The following is a 26,629-nucleotide window of genomic DNA, read 5'->3' as shown; positions in this document are numbered from 1 at the left end:
CCGCTTTTGGGGGGCGCGAACATGGCCATTGAGATGACGGCGGAGGCGCCCGTGCGCGCCAGGGACCGGCTGAAGTCGATCCTGGCCGGGTCGGCGGGCAACCTGGTGGAGACCTACGACTGGTTCGTCTACGCCGCCTTCGCCCTCTATTTCGCCAAGGTGTTCTTCCCGGACGGCGACCAGACCGCCCAGCTGCTGAACGCGGCGGCCGTGTTCGGGGTGGGCTTCTTCGCGCGGCCGGTGGGCGCGTGGCTGATGGGCCTTTACGGCGACCGGGTGGGACGCAAGGCGGCCATGGTCGCCTCGGTCAGCCTGATGTGCTTCGGGTCACTGATCATCGCGCTCTGCCCCGGCTACGCCCAGATCGGCGTCTGGGCGCCGGTCGTCCTGGTCACCGCCCGCATCCTGCAGGGCGTCAGCATGGGCGGCGAGTACGGCACCAGCGCCACCTACATGTCGGAGATGGCCGGCCGCACCAACCGCGGCTTCTGGTCGGGGATCTTCTACTCCACCCTGATCGGCGGCCAGCTGCTGGCGGTGGGCACCCTGGTCATCCTGAGCGCGGTGCTGTCGAAGGACGACATGCAGGCCTGGGGCTGGCGGGTGCCGTTCTTCATCGGCGGCGCCCTGGCGCTGGCTGTGTTCTGGTTCCGGCGCGGGATGCATGAGACCCCATCCTTCCATGCCCGCACCGGCGAGCGCATGAGCACCTGGAAGCTCATCTCCACCCACCCGCGCGAAAGCCTGCTGGTGATGGGCCTGACCGCCGGGGGGACGCTCGGCTACTACACCTACTCGACCTATATCCAGAAGTTCCTGGTCAACACCTCGGGCTTCTCCAAGGACACCGCGACAGCCATCACCGCCTGCGCCCTGGTGGTGTTCATGCTGGCCCAGCCGCTGCTTGGCGCCCTGTCGGACCGGATCGGGCGGCGCCCGCTGCTGATCGCCTTCGGGGTGGCGGGCGTCACCCTGACCTGGCCGATCCTCTCGACCCTGGCCGGGACCCGCGACCCCCTGGCAGCCTTCGCCATCACCGCCGGCGCCCTGTTGATCGTGGCGGCCTATTCGTCGGTGAACGGGGTGGTGAAGGCCGAGCTCTTCCCCACCGAGGTTCGAGCCTTGGGGGTCTCCCTGCCCTATTCGCTCGCCAACGCCCTGTTCGGCGGGACGGCGGAATATGTCGCCCTGTGGTTCAAGTCCAAGGGCCACGAGACCTGGTTCTTCACCTACGTCACCGTGGTGATCGGGGCCTCGCTGCTGGTCTATGTCTTCATGCGCGACACGCGCAAGCACAGCCGCATCGTCGAGGACTAGGGTTCGACGTCGAAGGCTTTCGGGGGCTCGCCGCGCTGATGGCGTGCCCAGGCTATGGTGTAGGCCGCCTCGATGTGGCGTCGGGTGAGGTCGGTGTCGAACAGTGGCGCGGTCTGGACGCTCGCGGCCAGCCGGGCCTTGAGGTCCGCCAGCCGCGCCGGCTGGGTGGCCAGCTCCAGCGCCTGGGCCTCATAGGCCTCCAGGCTTTCGGTGATCAGCTCGGGCAGGCCGACCGCTTCCAGCAGGCTGACGGCCACCCGCGCGGCGAAGCCCTGGCCCGCGCAGGTGACCAGCGGCAGGCCGACCCACAGGGCGTCGCTGGCGGTGGTGTGGGCGTTGTACGGCAGGGTGTCGAGGAACAGGTCGGCCAGGCGGTGGCGAGCCAGATGGGCTTCCGGCGTCACCTTGGGCGCGAACACCAACCGGCCGGGATCGACGCCGCGGGCCTGGGCCTGCGCCCGCAGATTACGCACCACGGCGGGGTTGGATTCCAGCAGCCACAGAACGCTTCCCGGAACCTGGTTCAGCAGTCGCATCCAGACGCTGAATACCGCAGGGCTGAGTTTGTAGTTGGCGTTGAAGCAGGCGAACACGAAGGCGGCGTCCGGCAGGCCCGCCTCCCTCCGCGTCGGGGTTTGCGGCGGCACGACCCGGTCGTGGTCGTTGACCTGATAGCTGTGGGGCAGGCGGATCACCTGCTCGCTGTAGAATTGCTCCGCACCGGCCGGGATCACGTGCCGGTCGGCGACGATGTAGTCGATGAAGTCGGCGCCCATGGTCCCGGGATGGCCCAGATAGTTGATCTGGATGGGCGCCGGACGGCAGGCGAAGATGCCTGGCCGGCAGTGGGTGGTGTAGCCGTTCAGGTCGACGACGATGTCGGTCTCCGCCGCCCGGATCATCCTGGCCACCTCCAGGTCGCTGACCTGGGCGACATCATGGAAGACGGGGAAGGCCGCGCGGATGCGCTGACGCTTGGCGTCGTCGGATCGGGGGCCCAGCGCATAGCCGGTGATCTCGAACCGCGTCTTATCATGCCGGTCGAACAGGCCCGCGATCAGGTGAGCGACCGCGTGGTTGCGGAAGTCGGACGACACATAGGCCACCCGGATGCGGTCGTGGGCGTAGGTCTCGCCGGTCCACAGCGGCGGCGGCGGCCGGGCGAACCGGGCCTTGGCGTGGATCTGGGCGCAGGCCAGCTGCACGGCCGGGTCGTCGGAATGGGACAGCACACTGAAGGGCAGGTCGGCGGGCTCGCCGCCCCCGATGCGGTGGGCGATCTCCCAGGTGGCCAGTTCGTAGTCGGACCAGTCGCAGATCTGCAACTGCTGGAAGAGCTTGGCCCCCAGGATCTCGGGCTGTCGCTCACCCAAGGCCAGGGCGCGCTGATAGCCGGCCACCGCCGCCTCGGCCTGTCCCCGGGCGCCCAGGACATTGGCGCGGTTGACCACCGCCAGGCCATAGTTGGGATGGATCGCCAGGGCCTGCTCGTAGCTGGCCAGGGCCTCGGCCTGGCGGCCCAGGCGCGACAGGGCGTTGCCTCGGCAGTTCAGGGCGTCGACATCGCGAGGGTCGATCGCCAACGCCGCCTCGAACGCCCGCACCGCCTCGGCGACCCGCCCGAGCATGGCCAGCACCTTGCCGGTGGCCACATGGGCCGAGGCCTGGCCAGGATTGTTGAGCACCGAGGTGCGCCAGAGCGACAGGGCGGTGTCGTACTGCCCCCGCCCCTTGAGGATCAGGCCCAGGTTCAGCAGGCTTTCGGGATGCACCGGGGACCGCGCCAGCACCGCGCGATAGAAGCCCTCAGCCTCATCCAGCTGCCCAAGGCCGTGCAGGCGGACCGCCTCGCGGAAGTTGGCGACGGGGTCCCCCGCCGCCGGCTGAGGCGGCGGAGACTCGTTATTCATCGGGATCCTAGAGCGCCGCTTCGACCGCGGCGGTGACTTCCTGCGCCAGCGGTTCGGTGCGGGGACCGAAGGCGCGGATCAGCTTGCCGTCCTTGCCCACCAGCAGCTTGTGGAAGTTCCAGGCCGGGTCGGCGGACTCGCCCAGCTCGGCCAGGGCCCACTTGTAGAACGGGTGGGCGGTGTCGCCCTTGACGTCTTCCTTGGAGGTCAGCGGGAAGTCGATGTTGAACTTCGTCTCGCAGAAGTCCTTGATCTCCGCCTCGGTCCCCGGCTCCTGGCCCATGAACTGGTTGCAGGGCACGCCCAGCACCACCAGGCCCTTGTCCTTGTAGTCGGTGTAGAGCTTCTCCAGCCCCTCGTACTGCGGGGTCAAGCCGCAGGCCGACGCGGTGTTCACCACCAGCACGACCTTATCCTTGTAGGTGGTCAGCGGCAGGGCCGCGCCATCGATGGACTTGAACGAAAAATCATAGGCGTCGGACATGGCGTGTTCCTCCAAAAGATTGCGTGCAGGCTAAACCGCTTACCCGGCGTCCTCCAACGCCTGTTCCACCGCCAGGGCCAGGTCAAGCGCACGGGCCGCTTCCTCGCCGGTGACGACGGGGCGCGGAGAGTCGCCGCGCACGGCCGCCAGGAAGCCCGCGACGCTGGCCCCCAGGGGGTCCTTGGCGCCCGGCGTGTCGGCGAAGTCCGGGTTGAGCGGGAAGCCCGTAGTATTGCGGAACTCCCGGGTCAGGAAGTCGATCTCCAGCTCGCCGGAGGGATAGACCACCTTCATGGTGCGCTTGCGGGCCGGCGCCATGCGCGAGGCGTCGAACACCGCCAGGAAGCCATTGTCGAAATTGACCTCGGCGCGGGCCTGGTCCCAGCCGCCGCTGAAGTCGCGGACCCCCGTGGCCTCCACCGCCAAAGGCTGACCGGCGCTGAGCGACAGGGCCAGGTCCAGGTCGTGGATCATCAGGTCCAGCACCACCGAAACATCCAGGCTGCGCTCCGACGGCGGCCCGTGGCGCACCGCCTCCAGCCGCAGGGGCTGCTCGGGCACATCGAACAGGCCGATGGCTTGGAAGACCACCCGCTCCTGGTGGCCGCAGGCCAGCACCAGCTTGCGCTTGGCGGCCGCCTCGATGATGCCGTCGGCGTCCTGCAGGCTGACCGCCAGGGGCTTTTCGACATAGACCGGCTTGCCGGCCGCCAGGGCCGCCAGCGCGCCTTCCGCGTGATAGCTGCCCGGTGAGGCGACGGTGACGACATCGACCTCGGCGAGGAACGCCTCTAGATCGGCGAAGCCCTTGCCGCCATGGCTCTGGGCGATCTCTTCGGCGCGGGCGGTGTGATGGGGATCATAGACGGCGGCTAGGCGCGCGCCCGGCTGGTTGGCGTACTGCCGCGCGTGATAGCCGCCGAACACCCCGGCCCCGATCACGCCGCCCCGCAAGATTTCCGCCATGACTCACTCCGAAAGCTTGCCTGCGCTTACATGCAGTGGGCGCTGGACGCCACCGGCCCGTCGGATTAAACGTTCGTTTGAAATCTGCTTACGTCGTAAATCAGAACCCGCCGCCACGAAGGAAACGCCCATGACCACCTCGCGCGAAATCCGGCTCAAGACCCGCCCCGTCGGCCTCCCCACCGCGGCAAATTTTGACCTGGTCAGCGTCGACCTGTCGGCGCCCGGGCCTGGCGAGGTTCAGGTGCGCAACACCTGGATGACGGTCGATCCCTACATGCGCGGCCGCATGAACGACGTGAAGAGCTACACCCCGCCGTTCCAGCTCGGCGAAGTGCTGCAGGGCGGCGCGGTGGGCGAGGTGATCGCGTCCAACGACCCCAGCCTCAAGGTCGGCGACCTGGTGCAGTCGGGCAACGGCTGGCGCGAGGCCTTCAATGCCCCGGCCTCCACGGTCCAGAAGCTGGAGACCCACGGCCTGCCGCCGGAAGCCTTCCTCGGCGTCGCCGGAATGCCTGGCCTGACCGCCTATGTCGGTCTGCTGAAGATCGCGGCCCTGAAGCCGGGCGACGTGGTCTTCGTCTCCGGCGCCGCGGGCGCGGTGGGCTCGGTGGTCTGCCAGATCGCCAAGCTGAAGGGCCACAAGGTCATCGCCTCGGCCGGCGGCGCCGAGAAGGTGAAGTTCTTGAAGGACGAACTCGGCGTGGACGTGGCCATCGACTATAAGGCCACCCCCGACCTCACCGCCGCCCTCATGGCCGCGGCCCCCGAAGGCATCGACGTCTATTTCGAGAACGTCGGCGGTGAGCATCTGGAGGCGGCCCTCAACGCCGCGGCCCCCTACGCCCGCTTCGCGATCTGCGGAATGATCTCCCAGTATAACGCCACCGCGCCGGTTCCCGGGCCGCGCAACATGGCCCTGATCATTGGCAAGAACCTGCGGCTGGAGGGCTTCATCGTCTCCAACCACTGGGACATGATGCCCGCCTTCATCAAGGACCTCGCCGAGTGGTCGGCGGCCGGCAAGCTGAAGTGGAAGCAGACCGTCAAGGAAGGCATCGAAAAGGCGCCCGAAGCCTTCCTGGGCCTCTTCAGCGGCGACAACTTCGGCAAGATGCTGGTCAAGCTCTCCTAGCCGGGCAGAGCCGGTCAGCCCCAGCGCTGCATTCGGGGAGGTCACCGGCAAGACGCGCTTTTGTGACGTTGGCCGGGTGGAAGGGAAGGTCTACAAGCCTCCCGACTTCCCCTCCCCGGAGCGTAGCCTTGTCCCGCCTATTCAGCGCCTATGTGATCGTCGACTGGAGCGCGGCGGCCAAGCCGTCCACGGGCGCAGATTCCGTCTGGATCGGCGTCGCCAAGCGCGACGTCCGCTTCCGCCTGACCTTCGAGAGCCACAACCCGGCGACCCGGGCCGAGGCCGAGAAGCTGCTGGCCAGCATCCTGGACGACTTCAAGAAGCGCTCGGAGCGCGCCCTGGTGGGCTTCGACTTCCCGCTGGGCTTCCCGCGCGGCTTCGCCAAGGCCCTGAACCTGGCCGGCGAACAGCCGTGGCGCGCGGTCTGGGATCAGCTCGACAAGATGGTCAAGGACAAGGCCGACAACACCAACAACCGTTTCGGCGTGGGTTCGGAGATCAACCGGCGCATGACCGGCGGCCCCTTCCCCTTCTGGGGCTGCCCGCCCAAGGATGCGCTCACCACCCTGCAGCCCAAGCGCACGCGGGCCCATGGTCCCGATGACCTGCCGGAGTTCCGGCACGCGGACCTGGCGGCCAAGGGCGCGGCCTCGATCTGGAAGCTCTATTACAACGGCTCGGTGGGCGGTCAGGCGATCCTGGGCATCCCGGCGGTGCGCCGGCTGAAGCTGGCGCGCGGCGAGGCGGTGAAGGCCTATCCCTTTGAGACGGGTTTCAAGGCGCTGACCGAGGCCGACCTGGACGGCGTCGAGGTGGTGGTCACCGAGGTCTATCCCAGCCTCTACAAGGCGCAGGCCCTGCCCGGTGAGGTCAAGGATCAGGCCCAGGTGCGGGTGACCGCCGAGCACTTCGCCAAGCTGGACGAGGCGGGCAAGCTGGGGGCCCTGTTCGGGCCGTCCAAGACCGCCGATCCGGCCGTGGTGGCAGACGCCGAGTCCGAGGAAGGCTGGATCCTGGGGGTCGAAGCCTAGGCGGCTTCGGCGGCCGGTCTAGCGCGGAGGCGGGGCTGGGGCCGGAAGCGGCGCTGGCCCACCCTGCGTTCGGCGCGGGGCGTGCGATGATGCTCCAGCCAGACAGGCCCCCAGACGGCGAAGGCGCCGATGGCGTCGGCCAGTAGGTCGCCGAACTCCCCGTCCCGGCCGGTCAGGATTTGGGCCACCTCGATGGCCGCGCCCGCAAAGATCGCGAGACAGACCAGGTCAAACCGCCGACGCTGCGGGAAGCCCGCGAACATCAGCAGGGTCAGGCCGTAGAAGGCCAGGAAGTGGGCGGCCTTGTCCCAGGGGACCAGGGCTTTCTCGGCGCCCTGGAAGGGGCCGATCATAGCGATCAGGCAGGCCGGACCCAGCGTGGCCATAAGAACGCGCGCGGTCGCCTTGGATGTGAAGCCGTTGCTCATGTGGCCAAGCTGTAGCGCAGCGTCGTGAAGACTCAGTTGACGGGCTAGCGGTCCCTAGTGCTCAGCCACTGGAAACGAGTCAGCAGCAGGCCCGCCGACAGGAAGCTGGCGGCCACCACGGCCCAAACGATGCCGTTCAAGCCCATTCCCATCGGGATCGCCAGCCACCAGGCGAGCGGCGCCATGACAAGCGCATAGCTGGCCAGATGGGTGAAGGTCGGGATCCACACCTCGCCGCGCGCCCGCAGCGCCTGGGCGGCCACCACCTGGACGGCGTCGGGGATCAGGAACAGGCAGGACAGCGCCACGGCGGGCGCCGCCATGGCCAGCGTCAAGGGGTCGTGGGTATAGGCCCCGGCGATCAGCCGCGCGCCCGGCCAGACGATCAGGCTGATCAGCAGGCCGAAGACCGCTGTCACCCCGAAGGCGATGGCGCCCGCACGGTTCACCGCGGCGGTGTCGCGCGCGCCATAGGCCCGGCCCACCAGCACCGCAGCGCCGGTCGACAGGCCCAGCGGGACCATGAAGATGATCGCCACAACATTCAGGGTGATGGCCCAGGCCGCCACCGCCAGGCCGCCGATCCAGCCCGCGATGACGTTCATGCCGGCGAAGGCGGCCACCTCGAAGAAGTTGGAGGCCCCGGCGCCATAGCCGATGCGCCGCTGCTCGGTCTCGGCGGCGAGGTCGGGCTCGGGCTTGGTGAAGACGCCCAAGGCGCGGCTGTCGGACATGCGGGCGATATAGATCAGCAGGACGATCGCCAGGAAGGTCCGCGCGCCCGTGGTCGCCCAGGCCCCGCCGACGGCGCCCAGCGGCTCCAGGCCGAAGGTTCCTGGCACCAGCAACAGGTCCAGGGCCAGGTTCACGCCATTGGCCAGCCACATCATCACCGCCGCGGGCTTGGGCCTGCCCTGCCCCTCCAGCCAGAAACTGGCGGCGACGCTGAAGGCGTAGCCCGGCATGGACAGGGCGAAGATGATCAGCGGCTTTGACGCGCCATCCGCGAGGTCCTTCTCCAGGCCGAGGATATGCAGAAAGGCCGGACCGCCGGCGATCAGCACCAGGGTGGAGACCAGCCCTATCCACAGGCTGTAGCTCAGCCCCCGGCGCAGCACCGCGCCGGTGATCTCCGGCCGGCCCTGGCCGTTGGCGCGCGAGGTCATCACCTGGATGCCGCTGAGCAGACCCACGGTCATGGTGACGATGACGCTGGTCGGCGCCCAGGCCATGGCGTGATAGCCGAGCTCGGTCGCCGAGTAGCGTCCCACCACGATGGCGTCGGATAAACCCATGCCCATGATGCCCAGGCGCGACAGCACCACCGGCCAGGAGAGCTGCAGCAGCTCGGCCAGTTCGGTGCGGACGACATTTGCGCGCCCTCCCGTCGGGGAGTTCGCGGGGGCCGAGGGTCCGGCCATGGGGATCACCATTTCAAAGAGGGGCGGAACCTGCCGCCACCCTCCTCGCCTCGCAAGCGAAGCTTGACCCGAGGGGTCAGATTCCTGGACCCCGGTGATAACAATGGCACATCCGCAATGGCCGATCCGCGTCGTCGGGGGTGGACCTGCGACCCAGCAGCGCATCGTGGCGCTGGACCCCGATCCTTAGGACTACCTACGGACTTTAGGCGGCAACCTCAGGTCACCCCCCAAGCGAAACAAGACAACCGTGACCTCCAAGACGCCCTCCCCCAGGCGAAATCTCGAACCCCTCTGCGCCAGCGCCGCCGATCTCTACGCGCCGGCGGCGCGCGAGCAGATCGGCCGCGTGCTCGAAAATTGGCTGGCGGCCAACCAGGCCACCCCCTTCGAGCTGCTGCATCGCCCTGATCTGATCCGCAAACTGGAAGCCTCCAGCCGCGACCTGCAGCATGCCTTCCAGAAGATCGCCGTGCCCCTGGCCCTCGCGCGCGGCGCCAGCGTCCATGAGGTCATGCGCGGCCTGCATGCCGTGGCCGACCAGGCGATCGCCCGCATCCTGCGCGACGAGAAGCCTGGCCTGCTGGCGGAATTCGACCTGGGCGGTTTCGCCGGAGCCTGCGCCTCGACCGAGCCCGCATTCGGCTATCGCGTCGCCGCCGGGATAGCCGCCTATATGGCGGCCGCCGAGGACTGGGGCGGCAAGGTGGAGCGCGCCCTGGACCTGGTGGTCGCAGCCCCGGCCGATGGCCCTGCCCGCGCGTTTGCCCTGAGCCTCCTGGAGCCGGCCTTACAGGACCTCTGTGGGTCGGAGGCCGGCCTCGCCCAGTTGATCGGGGGCGATCTGGAGCTGGGATGCTTCCTGCTCGGCCTGGTGCGCCTGGCCCATGGTAGGACCATAGACGCCATCATCGCGGTTCATCCGACGCTTCGGCAGCTGGTGGCCCCCCTGCCCGCGCCCGGCGCCCGCCTGGCGCGCCACATCGAGAACGGCGACTTCAACGCCCTGCGGCTGGCCCTCAGCCGCCGGGTCCTGGCCGACCTCGACACCAAGCGCCGCCTGCACCCGGGCAGCGGCATGGGCGAGATCGCCGCCGTGCGCGGCCTGGCCGTGGCGCTGACCGCCGCCTGCGGTCCCCTGCTGCCCGCCGAGGATGTCGCCGAGGCGATCCTGCGCCGCTCCGAGCGCCTGGTGGAACCGAACTTCGTCAACACCCTGCTGCACGAGCAGAACGGCCTGGTGGCAGGCCTCGACGCCTTGATGACGGTGTTGGAGAGCGTCACCGGAGACGCCAACCGGCGGCGCGCTGTGCGCTTTGTCGAGGCCGCCGTCCTGACCCCGCCATTCAAGGCCGACCTGCTGAATAGCGCGGGCGGGGCCGTCGCCGCCCTTCTGGTGCTGGCGCGCACCTGGCGTCGGCTGGCGCGGGCCGGCGCCGGCGTGGTGGGGACGCAGGACCTGCTGGACGGCATCGGCCAGATCGCAGGCGCCATCAACCTCGAGGGCGGCGTGATCGCCGACCTGGCCGGGAGCATGACCCCCAAAGCCAGGAAGCTCGAAACCCTCCAGGCCATGGCCAATGGCGAGACCGCGCCGCCTGGCCCCGCCGCCCGTCACGCCGCCGACGCGATACAGCGTCTCGGCGTCACCGGGGATCAGGCCGCGAGTTAGACCGCGGCGCGCAGGGCCGCGTCGACCCGGTCTTCCTTCAGCTTCTCGGCCACCAGGAAGGCCAGCTCCAGGGCCTGTTCGCCATTGAGCCGCGGGTCGCAGTGGGTGTGGTAGCGGTCGGCCAGGTCGCCTTCGGTGAGCGCGCGCGCCCCGCCCAGGCACTCGGTGACGTTCTGGCCGGTCATCTCCAGGTGCACGCCGCCGGGGTGGACGCCCTGGGCCTTGGCGATCTCCACGAAGCTCTTCACCTCGGCCAGGATGCGGTCGAAGGGACGGGTCTTGTAGCCGTTGGTGGCGGTCAGCGTATTGCCGTGCATCGGGTCGATAGCCCAGACGACGCTGCGGCCCGAACGCTTGGTGGCCTCCATCAGGCGCGGCAGGCGGGCCTCGATCTTGTCGGAGCCGAAGCGGCCGTAAAGGGTCAGCCGGCCGGCCTCGTTCTTCGGGTTCAGCACATCGATCAGACGCAGCAGTTCGTCGGGCTCGACGGTCGGACCCACCTTCACCCCGATGGGGTTCTTGATGCCGCGGAAGTATTCCACGTGGGCGCCGTCCAGCTGGCGGGTGCGCTCGCCGATCCACAGCAGGTGGGCCGAGGTGTCGTACCAGTCGCCCGAGGTCGAATCGACGCGGGTCATGGCCTCCTCGAAGCCCAGCAGCAGGGCCTCGTGGGCGGTGAAGAACTCCACGCGGTGCAGGTCAGGCTGGCTCTCAGGCGTGACGCCGATGGCGGCCATGAAGGTCAGGGCCTCGCTGATCTTCTCCGACAGCTCGTGGTAGCGCGCGCCCTGCGGGCTGTCGTTGACGAAGCCCAGGGTCCAGCGGTGGATGTTGTAGAGGTCGGCGTAGCCGCCGCCGGCGAAGGCCCGCAGCAGATTCAGGGTCGAGGCCGACTGCGAGTAGGCCTGCAGCAGCCGCGCCGGATCGGGGATCCGCGAGGCGGCGTCAAAGTCCATGCCGTTGATGATGTCGCCGCGATAGGAGGGCAGCTCGACGCCGTCGATGGTCTCCACCGGGGAGGAGCGTGGCTTGGCGAACTGGCCGGCCATGCGGCCCACCTTCACCACCGGCTTGCCGCCGGCGAAGGTCAGCACGACGGCCATCTGCAGGATCAGGCGGAAGGTGTCGCGGATGTTGTCGGCATGGAATTCCTTGAAGCTCTCGGCGCAGTCGCCGCCCTGCAACAGGAAGGCCCGACCATCGGCCACCTCGCCCAGCAGGGTCTTCAGACGACGCGCCTCACCGGCGAACACCAGGGGCGGCATGCCACGCAGGGTCTGCTCCACACCGGCCAGGGCCGCCGCATCCGGATAGTCGGTGGGCAAGTGCTTGGCGGGCTTGGCTCTCCAGGAGGCCGGCGTCCAATGTTCGGTCATCTCAACAACTCCGTCCCCGCCTGGTCTCGCGGGCCGGCGTTCTTACTCCGAGAACACCGCCGCCGTCGATGGCCGGGGAGCCACAGACGCGCGGGCTTTCGCGTGGGCGGGTTGACGCTGCAGGCCCGCACAGGCAAGGGCGGCCAGCGACCCCACCGCCAGCCACCACTCCTGCCAGACCCCGAAGGAGACCGCGCTGAAGGTCAGATAGGCCATGGCGGTGGCGCCCGAGATGGCCAGGGCGGGGTCGCGGGCCTTGCGGCCCATCCCGGCCAGCAGGGCGACCCAGAAGACGGCGGCGGCCATGGCCCCGATCAGGCCCAGTTCCAGCCAGATCTGCAGAGCCGAGTCGTGGGGGTGGAGCTTGATACCCGGATTGAACATGCGGCTGGCGTCCAGACCCCAGCCGCGCAGGGGGTGGTCGCTGATCCAGTCGGCGGCGTGCCGCCAATAGCCCATGCGCTGGGACCAGGAGAGCGGGACGTCCTTTTCCAGCACGTCGTACCAACCCGACCGCCTCACGGCCCAGACAATGGCCGGCGCGCCCAGGAAATAGACCGCGCCCACCAAAGCCAGGGCCCTGGGGCCCCAGGTCGGCCAGGCCGCCGTCGCCAGTCCGGCGATCACACAGACCACCAGGGCGATCAGGGGCGCGTCGTAGCCGAGGGTGACGGCTGGAACCACCAGCCCCAGCACCATGGGCGCGACCAGCCAGGGCGCGCGCACGACGCGCACGGCGGAAAGCGCGGCGGCCGGCGCCAGCATGGCCAGGATGAACAGGCCCTCAGCGGCCTTGGCGATCCCCAGGTCGGGCCGGATCGGATCATGGATGGCGTCGCGGACGCCGCGGTAGAGCGCCGCGCCGGTCAGGCCCTCGATCAGCAGGATCAGGCCCAGCAGCGCCGTCCCCCAGGCCAGGACATGCAGGGCCACGGTCCGCGACCGGGGCGCCGCGGCCCGCGCCGCGCAGATGGCGGCGAAGAACACCACCGTCTCGGCGATCAGCTTGGCGGCGGTGGACTCTCCGAGGTCCTTGGCGGTGAAGGGGCTCCAGGCCGAGGATCCCGCGGCCCACAGCACAAGGGTGACGATGGCGATGCCGACGGGCCGATCTTCCTCCTCGATCCGCAGGGCGGGCAAGGTCAGCACACCCATGATGGTGAGCAGAGGCGCGAAGGCGAGCGGCGCCAGCCAGCCGATGATCGGCGTCAGGGCCAAGCCGCCCGCCATCACCCAACCGCACCAGGCGGCGAGCTTGGGGCCTGGCTGGGCGGTCCGGCTCACGCGGCGCTCAGACCGGCCGGCACGTATTTGTCGCGCATGGTGACAAGTTCCTCGGCCAGGGTCGGATGGACGGCGCAGGTGGAATCCCACTGGGCCTTGGTGACCCCCATCTTCACGGCGATGGCGGCCATCTGGATGATCTCCGGAGAGTCAGGCCCCACCACGTGGCAGCCGACGATCTTCTGGCTGTCGCGGGCCACCACCAGCTTGATCAGGCAGCGGTCGTCGCCGCCGTAGAAGGTGGTCTTCATCGGCCGGAAGCGGGACAGGTAGATATCGACCTTGCCGTGCTCGTGGCGCGCATCGGCCTCCGATTGGCCCACCGAGCCCACCGGCGGCTGCGAGAACACCGCCGAGGCCACCATGTCGTGATCGAAACTGGTGGGGTTGTTGTAGAACTCGGTCTGTGAAAAGGCCGCGCCCTCGCGGATCGCCACCGGGGTCAGGTTGATCCGATCGGTGACGTCGCCCACGGCCCAGATGTTGTCGACATTGGTCTTGGAGAACCTGTCCACCATCACCGCGCCGCTATCGGCCAGCTTCACGCCGGCGGCCTCCAGGCCCAGGCCCTTGGTGTGAGGCTTGCGGCCGGTGGCGAACATCACCTGCTCGGTGACGACGTCGAGGCCGCTGGACATGTGATTGACCAGGCCCGCGTCGGTCTTCTCGATGCTGGCGTGCTCGCAGCCCAGGATGATCTTGATGCCCTTCTTCTTCATCTCCTCGGCCAGATGGCTGCGCACGTCGTCGTCGAAGCCGCGCAGGATGTTGGCGCCGCGATAGACCAGCGTGGTGTCCACCCCCAGGCCCGCGAAGATTCCGGCGAACTCCACGGCGATATAGCCGCCGCCGGCAATCATGATCGACTTGGGCAACTGCGGCAGGTGGAAGGCCTCTTCCGAGGTGATGGCGTGTTCGATCCCGGGCAGGTCGGCGGGGCTCCAGGGCCGGCCGCCGGTGGCCACCAGGATCTTGTCGGCGGTCACCACGCCCTTGCCGACGATCTCGACGGTGTGGACGTCCTTCAGGGTCGCTCGGGCATGGACGATCTCGGCGCCGGCGTTGCTGAGGTTGGTGACATAGATACCCGACAGCCGGGCGATCTCGCGGTCCTTGGCCTCCAGGAACTTGGACCAGTCAAAGGTGGACTGGCTGGGAGACCAACCATAGCCCTCGGCCACCTTGGCGTAGCTGGCGAACTCCGAGGCGTAGACCATGAACTTCTTGGGCACACAGCCTCGGATGACGCAGGTTCCGCCCACCCGGTGTTCCTCGGCCACCGCCACCTTGGCGCCGGACATGGCCGCCAGCCGCGCGGCGCGCACGCCGCCCGAACCCGCGCCGATGACGAAGAGATCGTAGTCGTAGGTCGCCAAGAGAAACTCCTTTGAAGCGTCGCCGCCAGAAATGGCGATCAGATCGCCCGGCGGGAACACGTCAGTTCAAATAAACCTACGGCTCTACAGAGACGACGCCGTCGGCGGTTCCCACCAGGGCGAGGTCGGCGAGATCCAGGAACAGGCCGTGGTCCACCACCCCGGTGACGCTCTTGAGGACCGCGGCAAGCAGGGCGGGCTCCTCGATGCGGCCACAGGCGGCGTCATAGATCACATTGCCGCCGTCGGTGCGGACCGGCGCGCCGTCCTTCATCCGCAGGCGGGGGGCCACGCCCAGGTCGCATTCGGTCAGGGCGTCGCAGATGCGCAGCATGGTGGTCTCGTGCCCGAAGGCCACCACCTCGATGGGCAGGGGGAACTTGCCCAGCACCGGCACGCGCTTGGCGGCGTCGGCGATGACCACGCAGCGCTTCGACGCCTCCCAGACCAGCTTCTCCCGCAGCAGGGCCGCGCCGCCGCCCTTGATCAGGGACAGGGCCGGGCCGATCTCGTCTGCGCCGTCGACGGTGAGGTCGATGGCTTTCGCCTCCCCCAGCTCCTTCAGGCGGATGCCCAGGCTGGCGGCCAGCTCGGCGGTGGCCAGCGAGGTGGAGACCGCCACGATGTCCAGCTTGCGGGCGGCCAGCGCCTTGACGAACCAGGCGGCGGTGGAGCCGGTGCCCAGGCCCACGGTCATGCCGGCTTCGACAAAGGCCGCGGCGGCCTCGCCGGCGGCGCGCTTCTGATCGTCTGCGTTCATGGCTTTGACATAGGCGAAGGCTGGATTTCCCGCACCGCTATTTCTTGGCCTTCTGGGCGATCTTCATGGCCCGGAAGCGCGCGGCCCAGCCGTCCTTGTTCTGCTGCGGCGCGCGCGACAGCGCCAGGGCGTCGGCCGGCACGTCGGCGGTGACCACCGAACCCGAGCCGGTCATCGCGCCCGCCCCCACCCGCACAGGCGCCACTAGGGCGCTGTTGGAGCCGACGAAGGCGTTCTCGCCGATGTGGGTCTCGTATTTGTCGAAGCCGTCATAGTTGCAGAAGATGGTGCCCGCCCCGATGTTGGCTTTCGCGCCCACGGTGCCGTCCCCCAGATAGGACAGGTGGTTGGCCTTGGCGCCGGCGCCGACCTTGACCTTCTTCACCTCGACGAAGTTGCCGATGTGGGCGTCCTCGCCGATGTCGGCGCCCGGCCGCAGCCGGGCATAGGGGCCGATCAGGGCGCCGGAATGGACGATACAGCCCTCCAGGTGGCTGAAGGCGCGGATCACCGCCCCGGTCTCCACCGTGACGCCGGGCGCAAAGACCACGAACTGCTCGACCTGCACGCCGGGGGCAAGCTGGGTGTCCCAGCTGAAATGGATGGTCTCTGGCGCCGCCATGGCCACGCCCTCGGCCAGGAAGTGGGCCCGGGCACGGGCCTGGAAGATCGCCTCGGCCTGGGAGAGCTGCATGGGGGTGTCGGCGCCCATCACCGCGTTTTCCGGCGCGAAGTTGACCCGCACCTTCTTCTCCTCGGCCGTGGCCAGGCCGACGATGGAGGTGATGTAGTACTCCTGCTTGCCATTGTTGTTGTCGACGCGGTCCAGCCAGCCGAACAGGGCGGCGCGGTCGGCGCAGTACATGCCGGCGTTGCAGGCCTTGACCGCCAGTTCCTCGGCGGTGGCGTCCTTGGGCTCGACGATGCGGATCACATGGCCGTCGGCGCCCAGGATCAGGCGGCCATAGAGCAGGCCGTCCACCGGCTTGAAGCCCATGATCGCCAGGTCGGTCCCAGAAGCGCGCAAGGCGAACAGCGGGTTGAGGTCGGCGGCCTGCAGCAGCGGGCAGTCGCCGTTGGTCACCAGGACGTCGCCATTGAAGTCGGCGAGCGCAGCCTTGGCCGCCAACACGGCGTGGGCGGTGCCCAGCGGCGGGTCCTGCACGGCGACCGCGCCCTCCCCCAGCCGCTTGACCACCAGGGCCCGCACGCCGGGGCTGTGGTCGCCCACCACCACGATGATCTTCTCGCAGCCCGCGGCCTCGACGGTGTCGATCACCCGGTCCAGCAGGGTGCGCCCGCCCACCTTGTGCAGCAGCTTGGGGACCGGCGACTTCATCCTGGTGCCTTGGCCAGCGGCGAGGATAACAGCGGCGCGTGCAGTCATGGGGCAGGGTCCTGGAATCGGCGAAGACATTGCAATCTCGCGGCGTTTAGCCGAAACGGCGAGCGCTTTCGATGGAGCCTGCGCCGTGCCCGACCTTACTCCACTTGCCGGCGCCACCATCGCCTTCGATCTGGACGGCACCCTGGTGGACTCCGCCCACGACCTGATCGGCGCCCTCAACGTGCTGCTGGAGCAGGAGGGGATCGCCGCCCTGCCCCTGGCCGAGGCGCGTCCCTTCATCGGCCATGGGGCGAAATGGCTGCTGGAGCGGGGGTTCACGGCCCAGGGCCATCCGGTGCCCGGCGACCAGATGCCCGCGCTCTTCGACCGCTTCATCGCCCACTACAGCGAACACAGCGCCGACCTGACCCGGCCTTTTCCGGGCGTGGTGGACTGTCTGACGGAGCTGAAGGCGGCCGGGGCCAAGCTTTCAGTCTGCACCAACAAGCTCACCAGCCTGTCCGTGCCGATCCTGGAACGCCTGGACCTGGCGAAATTCTTCGACTCGGTGGTGGGCGGCGATATGCCCCCCGCGCCCAAGCCCGACGCCCGCCACCTGGCCATGGCGGTGGCCGCCGCCGGTGGCCAGATCGAGCGGGCGGTGATGGTGGGCGACGCCGCCACCGACGCCGGCGCGGCCCGCGCGGCCGGGGTTCCCCTGGTGCTGGTGAGCTTCGGTTACACCGAGACCCCGGTGGCCGAACTGGGGGCCGATATCCTCATCGACCACTTCGATGAGTTGACGGAAGCGTGCCTGCGGCTTCTCACCGCTTGCCCGGCGTGAAGCGGCGAGCTATAGGCGCATCCCTTCCGGAGGATGCGTAGCTCAGCGGGAGAGCACCTCGTTCACACCGAGGGGGTCACAGGTTCAATCCCTGTCGCATCCACCACTCCTTTCTCCACATGACGGCGAGGATGCCCCGGGCAAGCGCCCGAGAGGGGCCGATACGGCATGAACCGCGAACCTCGCGAGAGGCTCACGGCCCAGGCCGCCGGTGCGGCTCCGAACTAGAGTTTGCGGCCGAGGTGCTTCTCCACCTGGCGCCGTTCCCAGCCGCCATCGAGGAACGGGACGAACCCGAACACCGAGGCGCCGTGGGCCAGGACGCCGAGGCCCCAGCCCAGGGCGGGCCAGACGAACCAGAGGTACTGCGGGTAGCCCGCCAGATTGATCCCCGCGAGAATAGGGATGACGATCAGGTACTGGGTCAGGTGGACATAGAAGCCCTTCACCTTGCGGACATGGGAGAGGGCGAGGGCTTCGTCGGGACGAATATTGGACTGCAGGGGGTCCATGGCAGGCTCCTTGAGGCGGTTGAGATCAATCTCGAAGACGGCCGCCAGGGCCTTCATCGACTCAAGACTGCCGGGCTGGCCGCGCTCGAGCCGCTGAATGGTCCGCACGCTGAGGCCCGAGACTTCAGCCAGCTGTTCCTGGGACCAGCCCCGTTGCAGCCGCAGTTTCTGGATCAACATGTGCGTCCTCCTCCGAGATCGCTCCAAACCTGGACCGACGCGCCATTCCGCCGCCACGTCAGCAACCCGTCAACCGCCCGACCGCATACCGCCGCTGAGGCGACACCAGGCCGACATCGAGGCGACAGGGCGGGGCGCCGCCCCCCCCGCGGACGCCCCGGATGCAGGCTTCCCCGGCGATGACCCTTCCAGCGCCGCGCGCCACGGGCTACGAACCTTTCGTGGCTTATCGACTCGCAATTTTCGACTTCGACGGCACGCTCGCGGATTCCTATCCGTGGTTCACCAGCGTCCTCGATCACATGGCGGCCCGGCATAAGTTCCGGGCCATCGACGCCGAGGAGCGGGAATCGCTGCGCGGCGCGAGCGCGGGCGTGATCATGAAGAGCCTGGGGGTCTCCACCTGGAAGCTGGCGCGGATCGCCAAGGACTTCCGGGCCATGAAGAAGCAGGCCTCCTCCGGCATCCCCCTGTTCCCCGGCATTCCCGAACTGCTGCGGGAACTGCACGCCAAGGGCGTGGTGCTAGCCCTGGTGAGTTCCGACACCGAGGCCAGCGTGCGGATCGGCCTGGGGCCCGAACTCTCGGCCCTGTTCGTCCACTTCGATTGCGGGGCTTCGCTGTTCGGCAAGGCGCGGAAGTTCCGCCGGGTGCTGCGCAAGCTGTCCATGACCAAGGCCCAGACGATCTGCATCGGGGACGAAGACCGCGACGCTCGGGCCGCCGACAAGGCCGGAATCGACTTCGGCGCGGTGACCTGGGGCTATTCCACGCCCGAGAGCCTGATCGCCCACGATCCGAAGCTGACCTTCGCCACCGTGCGGGATATCGCCGCCATCGCGGGTTAACGGCGGGGCGCGATCCGCGTCAGCGCCCAATCGTAGGGGTAGGCCAGCACCTCGCGGGCCACCATGCGCAGGCAGTGTCTGCGGGTTCCAGCATAGCCCTTGCGCACCGCGCCCACCCGACTGGCGACGCCGGCGGCCCGCAGCAGCATGCGGACGCGGGGCACGTGATAGCCGTCGGTGCAGACTACGGCCCCCTCCAGCCCCTCGGTCCGGATGAAGGCGGCCGCGGCGGCGACATTCTCCATAGTGTCGCGGCTCTGTTCGTCGAGGGCGATGCGGGCGGGATCTATTCCTGCCTGGATAAGCAGGTCGGCCATGAGGCTGGCCTCGGAGGGACCATGACGTCCAACCCCGCCGGAGCAGAAGACCAAGGCGTCAGGCTCATCGCGCGCAGACTGCCGCCCGTAGGCGATGCGCCGACGCAGGGAGGGGCTGGGTCCACCGTCCGGCCAGACCGCCGCCCCGAAGATCACGATCGCCCAGGCCATGCCGCCAGGATGGCGGACGCGGGCCTCGCGAGCTAGTCTGCGTTCATCGGCGGGCTGTGCTGTTCGATGAGGTCCTCACGCTCGGCCTTGCGGACAGCGCCGCGCACGTTCAGGCGGGTGAGGACCTCTGTCTCGCCATAGCGGGCGTGAGCTTCGTCGAGGGCCGCCTGCCAGTCGCGGGCCGACAGGCACTCGGTCTCGCCGGCGAACAGGATGCTGGCGCCCCTGGGGGTCACCTGGGCGATAACATAGTTGGCCCCGACCGGCGGCAGCGAGCGCTCCTCTTCGAGGGAGGAGTAGCGGTAAACCGATCCGGACTTGCCGGCGAAATCGATCTGGCGGGTCAACGGGACGCTCCCGGCAGCTGGACGACTGAACATGACCCCCTGATACCCGACCGAATTGGGCGAAAGATAGGCTCTGCGCGCAATCGGCGATCACCAGAACGAGAGCGCCCCCAAGATCCTGGGCCAATTCACGGAACAACCGGCGCCATAAGGCGTTCGGCGACTGGGGTGGGCTCTGCTAGGCTCGGCCTTCGACCCGGGCTCGACTCAATCTCCGAGTGAGCTCCTCCAGGAAGGCGCAGACCAACCAGCCTATGGAACGACCGGCCGATTTCACTGTCAGAGACGCGCGACACCAGGGCGTCATCGAACTGACCGGCGACTGGACCGCGGCCCTGATCGGACCAGCGGCCAGCGGCCTGCGCGACGAGCTGGCTGGACGCAGCGCCGTAGATCTCGATCTCACCAAGATCGGCCGCATGGACACCGCCGGCGCCTATGCCGTGATCCAGGCCTCGGGCGACAAGTTCGACGCCGCCCGGGTAAAGGCTCGACCCGAGACCCAGCGCCTGATCGAGCTGGTCAGCCACGCGGCCCTGCCCAAGCCCGCGCCCAAGGCCAAACCCCGCGGCTTCCACGAGTTGACCATCCGGATCGGCAAGGGCGTCGTCGACCTGGCCAAGGAAATCTTCGACACCCTGGTGTTCGCTGGCCACCTGTTGGTGGTGCTGTTCCGGGCGATCCTCAATCCCAGCCGCATCCGCTGGGCCGCCTGCGTGTCGCTGGCCGAGCGCGCGGGGCTGGACGCCATCCCGATCGTGGCCACCACCACCTTCTTCATCGGCGCCGTCGTGGGCCTGCTGGGCGCCAACATGCTGCGGCAGTTCGGGGCCGAGGTGTTCGCCGTCGAGCTGATCGGCATCGCGGTGCTGCGCGAGTTCAACATCCTGATCACCGCGGTCCTGCTGGCTGGCCGTTCAGCCTCATCCTTCGCCGCCGAGCTCGGCTCGATGAAGATGAACCAGGAGATCGACGCCATGAAGGTGATGGGTGTCGACCCCTTCGAGGCCCTGGTCTTCCCGCGCTTCGCCGCCCTGCTGTTCACCATCCCGCTGCTGACCTTCGTGGCCACCCTGGCGGGCCTGGCGGGCGGCCTGCTGGTGACCTGGTCGGTGCTGAACCTGGGGCCGTCCTTCTTCCTGCAGCGCATCGTCGACAATGTCGGCATCAACCAGTTCTGGATCGGGCTCTCGAAAGCCCCAGTGATGGCCGCCGTGATCGCCGGCATCGGCTGCCGCCAGGGCCTGGAGGTGGGCGGCGATGTCGAATCCCTGGGCCGGCGGGTGACGGCCGCGGTGGTGCACGCCATCTTCGCCATCATCCTGATCGATGCTGTGTTCGCCCTGGTCTATATGGAGTTCGACATTTGACCGTCGAGGCCGAGGACCATGTCCTGACCGAGGACGAGCTGCCCGAGACCGGCCCCGCCATCGAGGTGAAGGGCCTGGTGTCGAGGTTCGGCGACAACGTCATCCACGACGGCCTGGACCTGGTGGTCCAGCGCGGCGACGTGCAGGGCGTGGTGGGCGGGTCCGGCACCGGCAAGTCGGTGCTGCTCAACACCATTATCGGCCTGAAGTCCCCAGACGGCGGCACGGTCCAGGTGTTCGGACAGGACATCCAGAACGCCTCGCGCCGCAAGTGGTCGGCGGTCGAGCGCAGCTGGGGCGTGATGTTCCAGCAGGGGGCCCTGTTCTCAAACCTGACGGTGCGCGAGAACGTCGCCGCGCCCATGTATGAGCACACCAAGATGCCCAAGCGGGTGATCATGGAACTCGCAGAACTTAAGATCGCCCTGGTGGGCCTGCAGCCCGAGGCCGCCAATCTGAAACCCGCCGAGCTGTCGGGCGGCATGCGCAAGCGCGCGGGTCTGGCGCGGGCCCTGGCGCTGGATCCAGAGCTGCTGTTCCTCGACGAACCGACCGCGGGGCTGGACCCTATCGGGGCGGCGGCCTTCGACGAACTGATCAAGGACCTGTCGGACAGTCTCGACCTGACGGTCTTCATGATCACCCACGACTTGGACAGCCTCTACGCGATCACCGATCGCGTCGCGGTGCTAGCCGACAAGAAGGTGGTCGCCAACGCCCCGGTGGCGGACCTCGAAAAGTCCGACCACCCGTGGATTCGTGAATACTTCCTGGGACCTCGCAGCCGCGCCGCGACGGGCTCGGCGAAGAAAGCCAAGACGGTAGGCTGATGGAAAAAGACGCCAACTACGCCCTGGTGGGCCTTTCGACCCTGATCCTGTTCCTGGGGATGGTGATCTTTGGTGTGTGGCTGGCCAAGGTCCAGTTCAGCCGGGACTACCAGCTGTACGACATCGTCTTCCAGGGCCCGATCAACGGCCTGACCCAGGGCGGTGAAGTGCGCTTCAATGGTATCAAGGTGGGCGAGGTCACCAAGATCGAGCTGGCCCGTGACAATCCCAAGAACGTGGTGGCCCGCGCCCGCGTCACCTCCGACGTGCCGATCCGCGTGGACTCCGTGGCCACCCTGGAGCCCCAGGGCATCACCGGGGTGAACTATATCCAGATCAGCGCCGGCACGCCGTCCAAGCCGCTGCTGAAGGACGTCACCGCCGAGGGCAAGGTGCCGGTGATCCGAAGCCAGCGCAGCACCCTGTCAGACCTTCTTGAAGGCGGCGGCACGGTGCTGAGCCGCACCGTCGAGGCCCTGGACCGGGTCAACAAGGTGCTGTCGGACCAGAACGTGAAGACCTTCTCCGCCGCGCTGAGCGACACCCAGGCGGTGACCGCCGAACTGCGCGAACGCAAGGCGGTGATCGCCGACGCCCAGAAGGCCCTGCAGAGCATCGACACCGCCGCGCAATCCTTCGCCCAGCTCGGCCAGTCGGGTCAGGAACTGGTGGACGGCGACGGCAAGCGGACGATGAAGAACGTCGCCGACGCGGCCGAAGAGGCCAAGGCCGCGGCCAAGGACCTGCGTCAGATCATGGGCAAGCTGGAGGGTCCCACCAGCGACTTCGCCACCACCGGCCTGCCGCAACTGACCGCCGCCGCCGTGCAGCTGCAATCCACCGCCGAGGCGCTCGAGCGCCTGGCCAACGAACTCCAGACCAATCCCCGGGGCGCCGTCGGCAAGCCGGCCGCCAAGGAAATCGAGGTGAAGCCATGACCCGTCTGCAGCGCCTGATCCGGCTCTCGGCCGTGGCCCTGACCGCCGTGGCCCTGACCGGCTGCATCTCGCTCTTCCCCAAGAGCAAGCCGGCCAACCTCTACCAGTTCGACTACGTCATGCCCGCCGACGCCGCGGCGCCGACGGCTCCTGGTGACCTGTTCGGGGTGCTGAAGCTCGCCAACGGTTTCACCAAGGCCGCGGCCGGCGACCGGATTATGACGCTCACCGGCGGCAGCGACGTGGCCTATATCGCCGAGGCCCGCTGGGCGTCGCCTGCCTCGGTGCTTTTCGACGAGGCGGTGAACAAGGCCTTTGACCAGGACGGCGCACCCGCGCACCTGATCGGCCGCGGCGAGATCGGCAAGTCCGACTATGTGCTGAAGCTCGACGTCCGCGAGTTCCAGGTCACCTATGCCGCCCCCAAGGGCCGGCCCTCGGTGGTGGTGAATGTCCATGCCACCCTGACCAAGTCCGGCGATCGCAGCCTGGTGGCGGAACGCAGCTTCACCAAGACCGTGGCCGCCGACGATGACCGGCAGGCCGCCATTGTGCGCGCCTTCAACGTCGCGGTCAGCGGCGTGCTGAGGGATCTGGTGGAATGGACCTCGGCGCTTGGAAAGACGGGGACCTAAGCCCCCTACCCGTCCAGCCCATTGATGCGCTTGGCTGCGGTGACGGTGTTGGCCAGCAGGCAGGCCACGGTCATCAGGCCGATGCCGCCCGGGACCGGGGTGATATTGGCGGCGACCTTCTCGGCCTCCTTGAAGGCCACGTCGCCCACCAGCTTGGTCTTGCCCTCCGCGGCCTTGACCGGATCGCGGAAGGGCACACGGTTGATGCCGACGTCGATGACGGTGGCGCCGGGCTTGATCCAGTCGCCCTTGATCATCTGAGGACGGCCGACCGCGGCCACCAGGATGTCGGCCTCGCGGCAGACGGCGGGCAGGTCGACGGTCCGCGAATGGGCGATGGTCACCGTGCAGTCGGCCTGCAGCAGCAGCTGAGCGATCGGGCGGCCCACCAACACTGATCTGCCCACCACCACCGCGCGTTTGCCCGACAGATTTCCCAGGGTCTGGCGCAGCACCAGCATGCAGCCCAGCGGGGTGCAGGGAATGAGCGCGGGCATGCCGCTGGCCAGCAGGCCGGCATTGACCACCGTCAGGCCGTCCACATCCTTGTTGGGGTCCATGGCCGCCAGGACCATCTTCTCATCCAGGTGGCCCGGCAGCGGCATCTGGACCAGGATGCCATGGATCTTGGGGTCGTCATTGAGCTGCTCCACCAGGGCCATCAGCTCGTCCTGCGTCGTCTCGGCGGGCAGCCGGTGGGTCTCCGAATGCATGCCCGCGGCCTGGGAATGTTCCCCCTTGGAGCGCACATAGACCTGGCTGGCCGGATCCTCGCCCACCAGCACCACCGCCAGGCCCGGCTGGATGCCATGCTCGGCCTTGAGCATGGCGACTTCACCGGCCGCCTGGGCGCGGACCAGTTCGGCCAGGGACTTCACGTCGATGGTGTGGGCTGAGGTCATGAAGGCTCCTGTTTCCGCCGGAACTCGGGGTTCGACTATCCGTTCACGCTGCGCCGCGCAATGCGGCCAGGAGCGGACACATGTCGGGGTTCACAGCCTTCTTCACGAAATTCTCGACGGCGGTGTCCAAATGGACCGGCCGGCCCGCAGTGTTCGCGATCTGCTGTGGCTTGGTGGTGCTTTGGGGACTGTCGGGGCCCATGTTCGGCTTTTCCGACACCTGGCAGCTGGTGATCAACACGGCCACCACCATCATCACCTTCTTGATGGTGTTCCTGATCCAGAACACCCAGAACCGCGACAACAACGCCCTGCACGCCAAGCTCGACGAGCTGATCCGCGTCTCGGAGGGCGAGAACGGCTTCATCGGCATCGAGAACCTCACCGACAAGGAACTCGAGGCGATCCTGGCCGAGTGCGACAAGAACGCCACGGAGCTGCGGCTGGTGACCAAAAAAGGCGGCGCCCGCACCGACGTGCCCAGTCTGCACGCCAGCAAGAAGAAGGCGGCGGTGACCTCCGCCAAGAAGGCGCCCGCCGCGAAGAATAAGGCCGCCTAGTGCGTCAGTTGCGCCCGTAAAGCGCTTCGTAGGGATCGGCCTTGCCCGCCAGCACATCGGCCACGCTGACCGCCGGCCAACCGATCTTGACGCCCGCGCTGGCGGTCCAGGCCTCAGCGACCAGGTCGCGCAGTTCCGACGCCCCAGCGGCGACCCGGACGGTGGCGAAGGCGATCCCCTTCGGATCGGCGCCAAGGAAGCCTCCGGCCTTCTCCAACTGGTAGAAGGGCTCGGCCTGCGCCCCTGCGACGGCGAGATAGTCGGCCACCCGCTTTTCGATGGCGCAGCCGCAGGACTTGAACGGCGTCATCTGCGCGCGCACCGCCGGCTCACGGACATTGGCGCCCACGAAAGCCTCCTCGAAGGGCCCGTGGACCTTGGCGGTGGTGTAGCCATTGGGGTTCGGATAGTCCCCCCAGCCGTTGTAGTGCGCGCTGATATGCAGCGGCTGGGAGCCGTCGCCGACGAAGTGGGACAGGTAGCCGATGGTCGACAGCACCTGCTGCTCGCGGCGCACGCGGTCGGCATGCATCCAGGCGCGGCGGGCCTTGTCCTTCTGTCGCGGCTCGGCCGCCATCTCGACGCGCCAGTAGGCGAAGTCGGTGGTGAGCTGCTGGTACTGGTCGACGATGGAATAGGGCAGGTAACCGCCCTTCCAGCTATCCTGTCCCACGGCGCGCAGGGCGGCCTCGTACTCCGCTCGGGTGGGCGGCAGGGCGTCCAGGCGCGGTCCGCCCAGAATGCGGCCGTCATCTTCCAGATCGACGAAGTGGCCTGGATCGCGGTTGCTGTCATGGACCTTACCCGAGCCCTTGGAGCGGTCGGGTTCACGGGAGAGCTCCCCCACGGCGGCGGCGGCGGCCGGGGTGCGTAGGAAAGCCGGCACGGCGGCGGGCAGGCCCTCCATGGCCGCCTGCCCCACCATCCGGTGGCCCATATTGCCCCAGGCCAGGGCGGGCGCCGGCGCGGCGGCGAGCAGGAGAGCGGCGAGATGCAGGGCGCGGATTTTCATGTCGCCGATTTGAGCCCCCGTCTCCGGGAAGGCAAGCCTCCCGGCGCCAAGGTCGCCGGGATTTCACCAGACTGTCGCGGAACGCCCTAGGCGATCTTCAGCGCCTTTTCGGTCCGCGCGATCCAGGCCTGCACCTTCGGATAGTCCGACAGCCTGAAACCCCCGTCGCCAGCCTCTCGCGTGTAGGCCACCAGGGCGACGTCGGCGAGGCTGACCCGGTCGCCCACCAGGAAGGGCGACGCGGCCAGACCATCCTCCAACCGCTGCAGGGCGGCCTTGCCGCGCTCCACGATCTTGGGTTCCAGGTCGGCCACCGGCTTGCCCTGGAACCGCACCTGGAAACGGGCGACGGCCACATAGGGCTCGTGGCTGTACTGCTCCCAGAACATCCACTCCAGCATGCGGGCCCGCTCATAGGCGTCGGTGGGGATCAAATCCGATCCCTCCGCCAGGTGCAGGATGATGGCGTTGGACTGGGCCAGCGGCCGGCCGTCGTCGAGGATCACGGCGGGAACCTGCCCGGCCGGGTTCATGGCCAGGAATTCCGGCGTCCGGCTCTGGGCCTTCATGACGTCGGTCTCGATCCACTCATAGGTCAGGCCGAGATGATCGGCCGTCCACTTCACCTTCAGGCAGTTGCCTGAGATCGAGTCGCCAAAGATGCGCATAGGCCCTG

Annotated in this window: 27 protein-coding genes and 1 tRNA gene; 12 read left to right on the top strand and 16 right to left on the bottom strand. The window is 68.3% G+C overall.

What is annotated here, in order from left to right:
• Window positions 1-21 precede the first annotated feature (21 nt).
• Window positions 22-1,317, top strand: coding sequence for an MFS transporter (locus JKL49_RS08290; protein WP_249778056.1), 1,296 nt, complete (start codon window positions 22-24; stop codon window positions 1,315-1,317).
• Here JKL49_RS08290 and JKL49_RS08285 read toward each other — a convergent pair.
• Genes JKL49_RS08285 through JKL49_RS08275 form a run of 3 tightly spaced genes read right to left on the bottom strand, consistent with a single transcriptional unit; the run spans window position 1,314 to window position 4,677 of the window.
• Entirely contained in the window at window positions 1,314-3,227 is a 1,914-nt protein-coding gene (locus JKL49_RS08285) for an O-linked N-acetylglucosamine transferase, SPINDLY family protein (RefSeq protein ID WP_215339737.1), read from the bottom strand. The two genes, JKL49_RS08290 and JKL49_RS08285, sit on opposite strands and share 4 nt — an antisense overlap.
• 7 nt (window positions 3,228-3,234) lie before the next feature.
• The gene (locus JKL49_RS08280; RefSeq protein WP_215339736.1) at window positions 3,235-3,711 is read right to left on the bottom strand and encodes a glutathione peroxidase; all 477 of its coding nucleotides are present in this window, start codon (window positions 3,709-3,711) and stop codon (window positions 3,235-3,237) included.
• Window positions 3,712-3,750: 39 nt separating this feature from the next.
• Window positions 3,751-4,677: a Gfo/Idh/MocA family protein gene (locus tag JKL49_RS08275; protein WP_215339735.1), complete on the bottom strand. Its 927-nt coding sequence runs from the start codon at window positions 4,675-4,677 to the stop codon at window positions 3,751-3,753.
• A gap of 130 nt (window positions 4,678-4,807) precedes the next feature.
• Between JKL49_RS08275 and JKL49_RS08270 the strand changes: the two genes are divergently transcribed.
• A complete protein-coding gene (locus JKL49_RS08270) occupies window positions 4,808-5,812 on the top strand; it encodes an NADP-dependent oxidoreductase (protein WP_215339734.1) in 1,005 nt (334 codons plus the stop codon).
• 128 nt (window positions 5,813-5,940) lie between these two features.
• A complete protein-coding gene (locus tag JKL49_RS08265; protein WP_215339733.1) occupies window positions 5,941-6,843 on the top strand; it encodes a cobalamin biosynthesis protein CbiG in 903 nt (300 codons plus the stop codon).
• Here the strand turns inward: JKL49_RS08265 and JKL49_RS08260 are convergent.
• Both JKL49_RS08260 and JKL49_RS08255 read right to left on the bottom strand, forming a co-directional pair.
• Window positions 6,840-7,229 carry a VanZ family protein gene (locus tag JKL49_RS08260; protein ID WP_215339732.1) on the bottom strand — a complete coding sequence of 130 codons (390 nt, stop codon included), beginning with the start codon at window positions 7,227-7,229 and terminating at the stop codon, window positions 6,840-6,842. The genes JKL49_RS08265 and JKL49_RS08260 overlap by 4 nt on opposite strands.
• Before the next feature lie 86 nt (window positions 7,230-7,315).
• On the bottom strand, window positions 7,316-8,692 hold the full coding sequence (locus tag JKL49_RS08255) for an MATE family efflux transporter (protein WP_215339731.1): 1,377 nt from the start codon (window positions 8,690-8,692) through the stop codon (window positions 7,316-7,318).
• 250 nt (window positions 8,693-8,942) lie between these two features.
• Here JKL49_RS08255 and JKL49_RS08250 point away from each other — a divergent pair, with 250 nt between their 5' ends.
• Complete coding sequence (locus tag JKL49_RS08250; RefSeq protein ID WP_215339730.1) at window positions 8,943-10,364, top strand: hypothetical protein; 1,422 nt, start codon at window positions 8,943-8,945, stop codon at window positions 10,362-10,364.
• On the opposite strand, the gene JKL49_RS08245 is transcribed toward JKL49_RS08250, so the two are convergent.
• The 5 genes from JKL49_RS08245 to glmU all read right to left on the bottom strand — a co-directional run bounded on the left by JKL49_RS08245 (window position 10,361) and on the right by glmU (window position 16,577).
• A complete protein-coding gene (locus JKL49_RS08245; protein WP_215339729.1) occupies window positions 10,361-11,740 on the bottom strand; it encodes a class II 3-deoxy-7-phosphoheptulonate synthase in 1,380 nt (459 codons plus the stop codon). The two genes, JKL49_RS08250 and JKL49_RS08245, sit on opposite strands and share 4 nt — an antisense overlap.
• Before the next feature lie 42 nt (window positions 11,741-11,782).
• Complete coding sequence (locus tag JKL49_RS21300) at window positions 11,783-13,024, bottom strand: O-antigen ligase family protein (protein WP_215339728.1); 1,242 nt, start codon at window positions 13,022-13,024, stop codon at window positions 11,783-11,785.
• On the bottom strand, window positions 13,021-14,400 hold the full coding sequence (gor, locus tag JKL49_RS08235) for a glutathione-disulfide reductase (protein ID WP_215339727.1): 1,380 nt from the start codon (window positions 14,398-14,400) through the stop codon (window positions 13,021-13,023). Before gor ends, JKL49_RS21300 begins: the two co-directional genes overlap by 4 nt.
• A gap of 76 nt (window positions 14,401-14,476) precedes the next feature.
• Entirely contained in the window at window positions 14,477-15,160 is a 684-nt protein-coding gene (gene rpiA, locus JKL49_RS08230) for a ribose-5-phosphate isomerase RpiA (RefSeq protein ID WP_215339726.1), read from the bottom strand.
• A gap of 37 nt (window positions 15,161-15,197) precedes the next feature.
• Window positions 15,198-16,577, bottom strand: a complete 1,380-nt coding sequence (gene glmU / locus JKL49_RS08225; RefSeq protein ID WP_249778055.1) for a bifunctional UDP-N-acetylglucosamine diphosphorylase/glucosamine-1-phosphate N-acetyltransferase GlmU — start codon at window positions 16,575-16,577, stop codon at window positions 15,198-15,200.
• A 55-nt stretch (window positions 16,578-16,632) separates the two neighbouring features.
• Between glmU and gph the strand changes: the two genes are divergently transcribed.
• Window positions 16,633-17,331, top strand: a complete 699-nt coding sequence (gene gph / locus JKL49_RS08220; protein WP_347340366.1) for a phosphoglycolate phosphatase — start codon at window positions 16,633-16,635, stop codon at window positions 17,329-17,331.
• Between the two features lie 31 nt (window positions 17,332-17,362).
• Window positions 17,363-17,437: transfer RNA gene (locus tag JKL49_RS08215), tRNA-Val, on the top strand.
• A 118-nt stretch (window positions 17,438-17,555) separates the two neighbouring features.
• Here JKL49_RS08215 and JKL49_RS08210 read toward each other — a convergent pair.
• The gene (locus JKL49_RS08210; protein ID WP_215339723.1) at window positions 17,556-18,023 is read right to left on the bottom strand and encodes a 2TM domain-containing protein; all 468 of its coding nucleotides are present in this window, start codon (window positions 18,021-18,023) and stop codon (window positions 17,556-17,558) included.
• Window positions 18,024-18,244: 221 nt separating this feature from the next.
• On the opposite strand from JKL49_RS08210, the gene JKL49_RS08205 reads away from it, so the two are divergent.
• Entirely contained in the window at window positions 18,245-18,871 is a 627-nt protein-coding gene (locus JKL49_RS08205; protein WP_215339722.1) for an HAD hydrolase-like protein, read from the top strand.
• On the opposite strand, the gene JKL49_RS08200 is transcribed toward JKL49_RS08205, so the two are convergent.
• Window positions 18,868-19,359 (bottom strand): YdcF family protein, encoded by a 492-nt coding sequence (locus tag JKL49_RS08200; RefSeq protein WP_215339721.1) that lies wholly within the window; start codon window positions 19,357-19,359, stop codon window positions 18,868-18,870. The two genes, JKL49_RS08205 and JKL49_RS08200, sit on opposite strands and share 4 nt — an antisense overlap.
• A 32-nt stretch (window positions 19,360-19,391) precedes the next feature.
• Entirely contained in the window at window positions 19,392-19,706 is a 315-nt protein-coding gene (locus JKL49_RS08195; protein WP_215339720.1) for a hypothetical protein, read from the bottom strand.
• Between the two features lie 254 nt (window positions 19,707-19,960).
• On the opposite strand from JKL49_RS08195, the gene JKL49_RS08190 reads away from it, so the two are divergent.
• Genes JKL49_RS08190 through JKL49_RS08175 form a run of 4 tightly spaced genes read left to right on the top strand, consistent with a single transcriptional unit; the run spans window position 19,961 to window position 23,479 of the window.
• Window positions 19,961-21,076, top strand: coding sequence for an ABC transporter permease (locus JKL49_RS08190; protein WP_215339719.1), 1,116 nt, complete (start codon window positions 19,961-19,963; stop codon window positions 21,074-21,076).
• A 23-nt stretch (window positions 21,077-21,099) separates the two neighbouring features.
• Window positions 21,100-21,906 carry an ABC transporter ATP-binding protein gene (locus JKL49_RS08185; RefSeq protein ID WP_215342735.1) on the top strand — a complete coding sequence of 269 codons (807 nt, stop codon included), beginning with the start codon at window positions 21,100-21,102 and terminating at the stop codon, window positions 21,904-21,906.
• Window positions 21,906-22,844 carry an MlaD family protein gene (locus JKL49_RS08180; protein ID WP_215339718.1) on the top strand — a complete coding sequence of 313 codons (939 nt, stop codon included), beginning with the start codon at window positions 21,906-21,908 and terminating at the stop codon, window positions 22,842-22,844. Before JKL49_RS08185 ends, JKL49_RS08180 begins: the two co-directional genes overlap by 1 nt.
• The gene (locus tag JKL49_RS08175) at window positions 22,841-23,479 is read left to right on the top strand and encodes an ABC-type transport auxiliary lipoprotein family protein (protein ID WP_215339717.1); all 639 of its coding nucleotides are present in this window, start codon (window positions 22,841-22,843) and stop codon (window positions 23,477-23,479) included. The genes JKL49_RS08180 and JKL49_RS08175 overlap by 4 nt, the downstream gene beginning before the upstream one ends.
• 5 nt (window positions 23,480-23,484) lie before the next feature.
• Here the strand turns inward: JKL49_RS08175 and folD are convergent, their stop codons facing one another.
• Window positions 23,485-24,381, bottom strand: coding sequence for a bifunctional methylenetetrahydrofolate dehydrogenase/methenyltetrahydrofolate cyclohydrolase FolD (folD, locus tag JKL49_RS08170; protein ID WP_215339716.1), 897 nt, complete (start codon window positions 24,379-24,381; stop codon window positions 23,485-23,487).
• Window positions 24,382-24,461: 80 nt separating this feature from the next.
• On the opposite strand from folD, the gene JKL49_RS08165 reads away from it, so the two are divergent.
• The gene (locus JKL49_RS08165) at window positions 24,462-24,941 is read left to right on the top strand and encodes a low affinity iron permease family protein (RefSeq protein WP_215339715.1); all 480 of its coding nucleotides are present in this window, start codon (window positions 24,462-24,464) and stop codon (window positions 24,939-24,941) included.
• A 4-nt stretch (window positions 24,942-24,945) separates the two neighbouring features.
• On the opposite strand, the gene JKL49_RS08160 is transcribed toward JKL49_RS08165, so the two are convergent.
• Together JKL49_RS08160 and JKL49_RS08155 are read right to left on the bottom strand one after the other, a co-directional pair.
• Window positions 24,946-25,953, bottom strand: a complete 1,008-nt coding sequence (locus JKL49_RS08160; protein WP_215339714.1) for a phospholipase C/P1 nuclease family protein — start codon at window positions 25,951-25,953, stop codon at window positions 24,946-24,948.
• Window positions 25,954-26,039: 86 nt separating this feature from the next.
• A complete protein-coding gene (locus JKL49_RS08155; protein WP_215339713.1) occupies window positions 26,040-26,621 on the bottom strand; it encodes a glutathione S-transferase family protein in 582 nt (193 codons plus the stop codon).
• Window positions 26,622-26,629 lie beyond the last annotated feature (8 nt).

The organism is Phenylobacterium glaciei, assembly GCF_016772415.1.
Lineage (GTDB): Bacteria > Pseudomonadota > Alphaproteobacteria > Caulobacterales > Caulobacteraceae > Phenylobacterium > Phenylobacterium glaciei.
This window is presented reverse-complemented; position numbering and strand designations above follow the sequence as displayed.